This is a genomic window from Clostridium sp. CAG:43 (assembly GCF_000434655.1).
Lineage (GTDB): Bacteria > Bacillota > Clostridia > Lachnospirales > Lachnospiraceae > Otoolea > Otoolea fessa.
Window position 1 is genome coordinate 1915 of sequence record NZ_FR895041.1, and the last position, 8499, is coordinate 10413.

An 8499-nucleotide genomic window follows, 5' to 3' on the forward strand; every position below is an offset into this window, starting at 1 on the left:
GCCAGATTGCGTATATGGGGAAATATTTCAATGTAAATTTTCAATCGGGCAAATATTGTGGTTGGCAGTTTGATATGATAAGATAGTTAGTATTGGTGCGCTAAAAAGCGAGATAAAAAGGAAGAAAAGGAAAAATATATGGGATGTGTACATCTGTACTGCGGCGACGGGAAAGGAAAGACGACGGCGGCGATCGGTTTGGCGGTCCGGGCGGCAGGAACGGGAAAACAGGTAGTTGCTGCCCGCTTTTTAAAAACGGACCAGTCTGGGGAGGTGGAGATTTTAAAGCGGCTCCCGGAGGTGACGTTGATTCCCTGTGAAAAAACATTTGGATTCACGTGGAAAATGACCGATGAGGTGAAGCAGGAGGCAGCGGATTATTATAAAAGTATGTTTGAGACAGCGTGCCGTGAGGCAGTGAAGCGGTGTGGGGAAGCAGAAGAGAACGGTTCGAAAGCACCGGAGGAGAATAACTTCTGTGAAACCTGCGATGTTCTGCTGGTGTTGGACGAGGTCTGCGCTTCTCTTTCTTCGGGACTTTTGGAGCTGGCGGATATAGTGGATTTTCTGGATCACAGACCAGCGGATCTGGAAGTCGTGATGACGGGGAGGAAACCGCCGGAGGAGCTGCTTTTGCGGGCTGATTACGTGACAGAGATGGAAAAAATCAAGCATCCGTTTGACCGGAAAATCCTGGCGCGGCGGGGAATTGAATATTAGAGAGGGGACTCTGAATGGGATTTATAAAGAGAAAGCATCGTCCGGAGTACGCTGCAGTGCAGCGGGAATGGGCAATGTGGGGAAAACAGATGGAAAAAACACTTCCGGGTTACGGGGAGCAGAATGAGACATTGCACTGGATGGTACGGATTCTGACGGGGGTGCGGGTTCTGTACTGCCTGTTTTATCTGATTATGACATTTGTCTATGGAATGGAGAAAACAAATGCGGTCATGACGCTTTTGGGACCGTTTATTTTTTATGGCTGGTATATGCTTATGCTGCGGGAGAGCCCGGTGCTTACGGTGTTGATGCTGATCGGGCGTGGGGCGAGTATCGTGTGGGGCGGCGTATCGCTGCTTCAGATGAGCTGGTGGCTGCCATTTCCGCTGGTTTTTATGCTGGTGATGGCGGCGGCAATCGAATTTATCGAGGCGGTATTCTGCATCTATATGCTGTTTAACCCGCTGGCACGGCACACAATCCGCTTAAACCGGGCATTTGCACGTGGAATGCGCGTACAGGTGCCGGATGAGGTGCGGGAATAGATGGCGGCGTATCGGAATGAAGCGGCGATACTGTACACGTATGCGTGAACAGTAACGAGGCGGCAGATGAAGAGGACAATGAGGAAGTCAAGTCTTGATTTTTACAGAATACTCTGATACAGTGGAGTCAAGACAGGATTCCGCCAACGGATCTTGTGGGACGTAGAAAAAGCATAGAAAAGAAAGAGGTAAAATATGGCAGATAATAAGAATATGACTCAGGAAGAGATCGACAACGGCGAGGAGATGACCGTGACCCTGACATTGGATGACGGCAGAGAGATTGAGTGTGTTGTTCTGACGATTTTCCCGGCAGGCGGTAAGGATTATATTGCCCTTCTTCCGATGGATGACATCGAGGCAGAGGACGGAGAGGTATATCTGTACCGTTACAGCGAGGATGAGAACGGACAGCCGAACCTGGAAAACATCGAGGACGACGATGAGTATGAGATCGTGGCAGATGCGTTTGACGAGCTTCTGGACGAGCAGGAATATGATGAGCTGGTCGGCGAGGATGAGCTGGATCAGTAATTAGGCAGGCAAAAGACAGGACGCCCAGGTACTTCGCAGGCAGAAACGGCGAGGCATCTGGGCGTTTTACATCTTTTCAGGGGTGGTACGATGGAACTGAAACAGGAGTTAAAGCTCAAACAGACCTTGTCCCAGAAAATGATACAATCCGCAAATATTCTTCAGATGGGGCAGATAGAACTGAAAGAGTACATAGAAGAGATGGCGCTGGAAAATCCGGTGGTGGATCTGGAAGAGCGGGAGCCGGAGAACGGACGGCTGGAAGAAAATGGAGATCTGAACGAGAAAATCCGCAGACTTGAAGAACTTGCCAGCCTTGACCGCCAGAACCAGACCTATTATCAGGATGAGGAAGAAGAGGCGGGGCGATTAGAGCCGGGACGAAGTCAGGAGGGGCTTTTGGAATCACTTCTGGAACAGGCGTGTATGCTGCATCTGACGAAAAGAGAAGAAAAAATATTCCGCTATATGATCAAAAATCTGGATGCAAGCGGATATCTCAGCGTGAATTTTGAAGAACTCTGCGCTGGGCTGGGAATTGAGGAGACAGAAGGAGAACGGATCTGGAAAAATTTTGGCAGGCTGGAACCGTGTGGGATCGGGGCACGGTCGCTGAAAGAGTGTCTGTTGATGCAGCTGTCTTACCTGGCAGAGGACGGCGGCGCGGTGATTGATATTGTTCAGAATGGAATGATGCGAACCGAAATTCTGGCGGCACGCATCATTTCCAACCATCTGGATCTGCTGGGAAAAAACCAGATGAAGCAGCTTGCCCGTGCATGCTCCTGCAAGCTGGAGGAAGTGCTTCTGGCAGCAGCGCGGATCCGGGAGCTGAATCCCAAACCGGGAAGCGGATATGGGGATGAGAGCTATGATAAATATATCGTACCAGATATAATTATCTCACAGACGGAACACGGATTTGAAATGCAGCTTTCCGATGAGACACTGCCGCAGATTGCCATCAATCCGTATTATCTATCATTGATGAAGCAGAAAGATACCGAGACGGAGGCGAAGGACTACATCGAGGGAAAAATCCGACAGGCTGAATGGGTCTGCCAGTGCATTGGGCAGCGCAATCGGACATTGTCGCGGCTGGCAGAAGAGATTTTGTGCGTACAGGAGGAGTTTTTTGCAAAAGGAAGTGGAAAACTGGCTCCGTGGACGCAGAAACAGGCGGCTAAATCGCTGGGGGTCAGCGAGCCGACGCTGAGCCGGACAGTGCGTGAAAAATATCTGCAATGCCGCTGGGGGATCTTTCCGCTGTCATATTTCTTTTCAAGACACATGGCAGCGGGGGGATTCGGGATGACGGATAAGGGAAGAATGGCAGATCGGGAAGAGGCGGCGAATCAGGAAGAAATGGCGGTTCAGGCAGAAGTGGTGAATCGGATGGAAACAGGCAAAGATCCGCGGGAGGCAATCCGCTATCTGATCAAAACGGAAAATCCGAGAAAGCCGTTCAGCGACCGCGTGCTGTCAGAAAAACTGGCGGAAGCGGGGATCACGCTGTCGCGGCGGACTGTGGCGAAATACCGGGAAGAAATGGGAATCCGGGATGCATCCGGGCGGAAGTGCTTTGGTATCTGACAGAAAACATAGACAGAAAGACAGAGGGAAAACTATGTCATTGCAATTTATAATCGGTGGTTCCGGTTCGGGAAAGACACGGACATTGTATGAAAATCTGATCCGTCAGTCGATGGAAGAGCCGGACGGACGTTTTTTTGCTCTGGTGCCGGAACAGTTTACGATGCAGACGCAGAAAGAGATCGTGATGCTGCATCCGAACCATGGCGTGATGAATATCGATATTGTCAGTTTTGAGCGTCTGGCATACCGGGTGTTTGAGGAACTAGCGATTGAAAATCTGGCGGTGCTGGATGATATGGGAAAATCGATGGTTCTGCGGCGCGTTTCGTCGGGCGTCCGGGGAAATCTGCACCTGTTTGGAGGGCATCTGGACAAGGCGGGCTTTATCAGCGAGATCAAATCGATGCTGTCTGAGTTTTTCCAGTACGGCATCACGGAGGAAAAGCTGGAGACGCTGATCGGGGAGACAAGAAGCCCGCTGCTGCGCCAGAAGCTTCTGGATATGCAGGTTTTATACCGGGCATTCCAGGCGTATACCGAGGAAAAAGTGATCGTAAAAGAAGAAATTTTAAGCCTTCTCTGCCGGGTGCTGCCGCAGTCACAGCTCATCCGCGACAGCGTTGTGACGCTGGATGGCTATACGGGCTTTACGCCGATCCAGTATGAGCTTCTGGAACTCTTATTCCGGTGCTGCCGGAAGGTGATCGTGACGGTCACGATGGATCCGGAGGACAACCCGTACCGCGAGAGCGTGCAGCAGAAGCTCTTTTACATGAGCCGTCATACCGTCTGCCGTCTGATTGACCGTGCTGCAGCTGCCGGATGCAGCCGGGATGAGGATATTTTGTTGAAAGAAAAACCAATGTGGAGATTTAAGGACAGCCCGGAACTGGGATTTATTGAAAATGAATTGTTCCGATATAGGGGAAAGGTGTATCATTCTGGGAGCGGGAACGAAAGCGGGGCTGCGGCTGAACACGGCCGGGAAAGCCTGCGTCTAATTGAAGCAGCAACCCCGCAGGCGGAAATCTCTTTCTTATGCGGAGAAATCCGGCGTCTGGTGGCATCGGAGGGCATCCGTTACCGGGAGATCGCGGTGATTACCGGCGACTTGGAGACATATTCGCGGGAGATTCTGAGGCAGTTTGAGAAGAATCAGATCCCGTGTTTTATTGATTATAAGAAAAATATTTTAAGTAACCCGATGGTGGAACTAATCCGGGCGGCGCTGGAGGTGCTGCAATCGGGCTTTTCCTATGAATCGGTGTTTCGATTCCTGAAAACAGGGCTGGTGATGCCGCTTGCGGGGCTTTCACCGGAAGTGATCTATCAGGCGGAAAATTATGTGATTGCGCTTGGAATCCGCGGGTTTAAGCGGTGGAACAGCACATGGGAGCGCGTGTACCGGGGGGCTGAGCTTATCAATCTGGATGAGTTAAATCAGTTCCGCGAGGCGGTTGTCACACCATTTCTGCCGCTTCGGGAGGTGTTTTCCAACCGCAAAGCAACGGTGCGCGAGCGGACGGAGGCGCTGGTCCATTTTCTCGAAGCACTTGAGATGGAGCAGAAGCTGGCGGCGATGGCGCAGCAGTTTGAAGAAGTGGGCGATATGAGTCTTGCCAAGGAGTACGGGCAGGTGTATGGGCTGGTGATGGATCTGTTTGACCGGATCGTGGCGCTTCTCGGCGAGGAGGTCATGGGACAGCGGGAGTATGCAGAGATTCTGGACGCCGGTTTTGCGGAGATCAAGGTAGGACTGATCCCCGCGGTCGTGGACCGGATAGTGGTCGGCGATATCACGCGAACTCGTCTTTCCAATATAAAAGCGTTGTTTTTTGCCGGAGTCAATGACGGGATAGTGCCGTCTGTTTCGGGACGCGGCGGGATCCTTTCGGAGGCGGATCGCCGGGCGCTGCGGGAAATGCAGGTAGAATTGGCGCCGACCGCGCGGGAGGAAAGCTTTTTGCAGCGATTTTATCTCTATCTGGCGCTGACAAAGCCGTCGGACTATCTCTATCTGTCGTGTGCGGCGTCCTCTGCCGAGGGAAAAGCGATGCGTCCTTCGAGTCTGATGCTGCAAGTGCTTAAATTATTTCCGGAGAAACGTCTGGAACAGCCGGAGGAAGAGAAGGAAGCGCTCTGGTCGCCGGAGCTTGGCATGAGCTGGGTGCTTCGGGGACTGCAGGATGAAAAAAGCGGGGAAAATGACCAGTTTATATCGCTGTACCGATACTTTATTCAGGCAGAATCGTACCGGGATGAAATGCAGGCGCTCTCGGATGCTGCATTTTATACCTATCAGGATACGGGCATCGGGAAGGCGGCGGCGCGGGCGCTCTATAGCCCGATTCTGCGGGGCAGTGTGACGCGTATGGAGCTGTATGCGTCGTGTGCGTATGCACATTTTCTTTCGTATGGGCTGGAATTGTCGGAACGGCAGATGTACGAGATTGCCCCGTCGGATATCGGAAATCTGTTCCATGCGGCGATCGACATGTATTTCACGCGGATGAAAGAGGAAAATCGCCTGTTTTCCGGCATTTCGGAGGAAGACCGCCAGAAAATGGTGGCGGAGTGTGTGGCGTCGGTCACGGAGGAATACGGCAATGCGATTCTGGGAAGCTCGTACCGGAACCAGTATCTGGAACGGAAGGTATACCGGATCACGGATCGGACGATCTGGGCGCTGACGGAACAGCTAAAAAAAGGTGATTTTGAGCCAGCCGGGTTTGAGGTCAGTTTTTCACCGATGGATCACCTGAGAGCGATGCGGATTCCGCTTTCAAGCGAGGAGGCGATCCATCTGCGCGGGCGGATTGACCGAATCGATCTCTGCGAGGATGGCGACCGGCTGTACCTTAAGATCATTGATTACAAGACGGGAAAAACGAAATTTGACCTGACGGATATTTATTATGGATTGCAGCTGCAGCTGGTTGTCTACATGGATGCGGCGATGGAGAAGATCGGGCGGGAATACCCGGATAAAACGGTGGTTCCAGCGGGGCTTTTCTATTATCATATCGAGGATCCGATGGTGGAGCGCAAGCCGGTGGAGTCGGAGGAGGAGACGAATGCCGATATTTTGAAGGCACTGCGGATGAACGGGCTGGTAAACGGCGATCGGGAGGCACTGGCACATCTGGATAATCGGCTGGGCGAGGAGGCGACGGTGGATTCGGATGTTGTGCCGGTTTCGATTAAAAATGAGGCGATCGTTGAGCGGCGTTCGCAGGCGGCAGGGGAAGAAAAATTCCGTGTGCTGGGCGCGTATGTGAACCGGAAAATGAAGCATATGGGGCGGGAGATTCTGGATGGAAACATTGCGGCGTCGCCGTACAAAAACGGCCAGAAAACGGCGTGTGATTATTGCCCGTACCACAGTGTGTGCGGATTTGATTTGAAAACGAACGGCTACCAGTTCCGGCGTTTTGATAAGCTGAGCCCGGAGGAGATCTGGGGGAAGATGGAAGAAAAGGATAAGGAAACGGAACGGTAGATTTGTGTTTGGCTGTGATTGTGGGAGTGAAAGAAGAAGCAGTCATGAAAAAGGAAAGGGCGAGAAATGGCAGTAAATTGGACCAGGGAACAGAAGCAGGTAATTGAGGGGCGGGAGAAAAGCCTCCTGGTGTCGGCAGCGGCCGGAAGCGGCAAGACCGCAGTGCTGGTTGAGCGGATCATCCAGATGATCACGGAGGGGGAGAACCCGAAGGACATAGACCGCCTGCTTGTCATGACTTTTACCCGGGCGGCAGCGGCGGAGATGCGGGAGCGGATCCAGGCGGCGATTGAGAAAAAACTGGAATCGGAGCCGGAAAATGAACATCTCCAGCAGCAGGCAGTTCTGGTTCAGTTTGCCCAGATCACGACGATCGACAGCTTCTGCCTGCATATCATGCGGGAACATTTTGACCGGCTGGACATCGATCCGGCATTCCGGGTCGGCGATGAGGGAGAAATGCTTCTGATGCGCGCTGATGTGATGGATGGGCTGCTGGAAGATTATTACCGCGACGGCGGGAAACGGTATGAGGAGTTTGTGGACGCGTATGCGACGGGCAAGGCGGACGGTGGAATTGCCGAGTATGTGATGCAGGTCTACAATTTCGCCCAGAGTAACCCGTGGCCGGATGCGTGGTATGAAAAATGCCGTGAGGAGCTGCTCTTGACCGAACAGGGAGAGCTGGAGCAGACAGAGTGGATGCAGTTCCTTTTGCGTGATATTGTATTGCAGGCGCAGGAGTGGAAAATACAGCTTCGGGAGGCGTGGGAGATCTGCCAGGAGACGGGGGGACCGATGCCGTACCTGCCGGGACCGATGCCGTCCCTGCCGATGATCGAGGAAGATCTGCGCCATGCGGAGGCAGTCTGTGGGGCAGCCGGTTCGTTTGAAACGATCTCGGAGGCATTGGAACAATTTACGTTTTCGCGTCTGGCGGCGATCCGCGGCAAAAACGGTGAGGTCGATCCAGAGAAAAAGGCGCTTGTTTCCGACTGCCGCAGCCGGGTCAAAAAAGCAGTTGAAAAGTTAAAAGGAGAGTACCTGTTTGCCTCCCCGGAGCAGATGCTTACGGATATGGAAGCTGGAAAAGAGCGGATTTTGGAACTTTTGGAGCTGGCGCAGGAATTTGGACGGCGGTTTAGGGCGAAGAAGAAAGAGAAAAATGTGGTGGATTTTCATGATCTGGAACATTTTGCGCTGGAGATTCTGACAGAACCGGAAGCAGAATGTTCCGAGGCGGAGGAAACTTCAAGTGCAGAAGAAACCGATCAGATGCAGGGGAAAAATGCCTGGACAGTTCGCGTACCAGGCACAGTCGCGGATGAGCTCGCCGTGCAGTACGACGAAATTCTGGTGGACGAGTACCAGGACAGCAACCTGGTTCAGGAGACGCTGATCCAGTGCATTAGCGGTGAACGCTTTGACCGCCCGAATGTGTTTATGGTGGGCGATGTCAAGCAGAGTATCTATAAATTCCGCCTGGCGAGACCGGAATTATTTCTGGAAAAATACAGCACATACACGTCGGAGGAGAGCGCACACCAGAAGATCGAGCTTCACCAGAACTTTCGAAGCCGGGATCACGTGCTGGAATCGATC

Annotated in this window: 6 protein-coding genes; all 6 read left to right on the forward strand. The window is 52.5% G+C overall.

Annotated features, from left to right (window positions below):
• Positions 1–138: 138 nt before the first annotated feature.
• Complete coding sequence (locus QVO97_RS03370) at positions 139–720, forward strand: cob(I)yrinic acid a,c-diamide adenosyltransferase (protein WP_022358991.1); 582 nt, start codon at positions 139–141, stop codon at positions 718–720.
• 14 nt (positions 721–734) lie between these two features.
• Positions 735–1268, forward strand: a complete 534-nt coding sequence (locus tag QVO97_RS03375) for a hypothetical protein (protein ID WP_022358992.1) — start codon at positions 735–737, stop codon at positions 1266–1268.
• Positions 1269–1463: 195 nt separating this feature from the next.
• The gene (locus QVO97_RS03380) at positions 1464–1802 is read left to right on the forward strand and encodes a DUF1292 domain-containing protein (RefSeq protein WP_022358993.1); all 339 of its coding nucleotides are present in this window, start codon (positions 1464–1466) and stop codon (positions 1800–1802) included.
• Positions 1803–1892: 90 nt separating this feature from the next.
• Entirely contained in the window at positions 1893–3395 is a 1503-nt protein-coding gene (rpoN, locus tag QVO97_RS03385) for an RNA polymerase factor sigma-54 (protein ID WP_022358994.1), read from the forward strand.
• 34 nt (positions 3396–3429) lie between these two features.
• Complete coding sequence (gene addB, locus QVO97_RS03390; RefSeq protein WP_022358995.1) at positions 3430–6897, forward strand: helicase-exonuclease AddAB subunit AddB; 3468 nt, start codon at positions 3430–3432, stop codon at positions 6895–6897.
• Positions 6898–6963: 66 nt separating this feature from the next.
• Positions 6964–8499 (forward strand): UvrD-helicase domain-containing protein (locus QVO97_RS03395; protein WP_288188787.1); only part of this gene is annotated, 1536 nt, incomplete at its 3' end.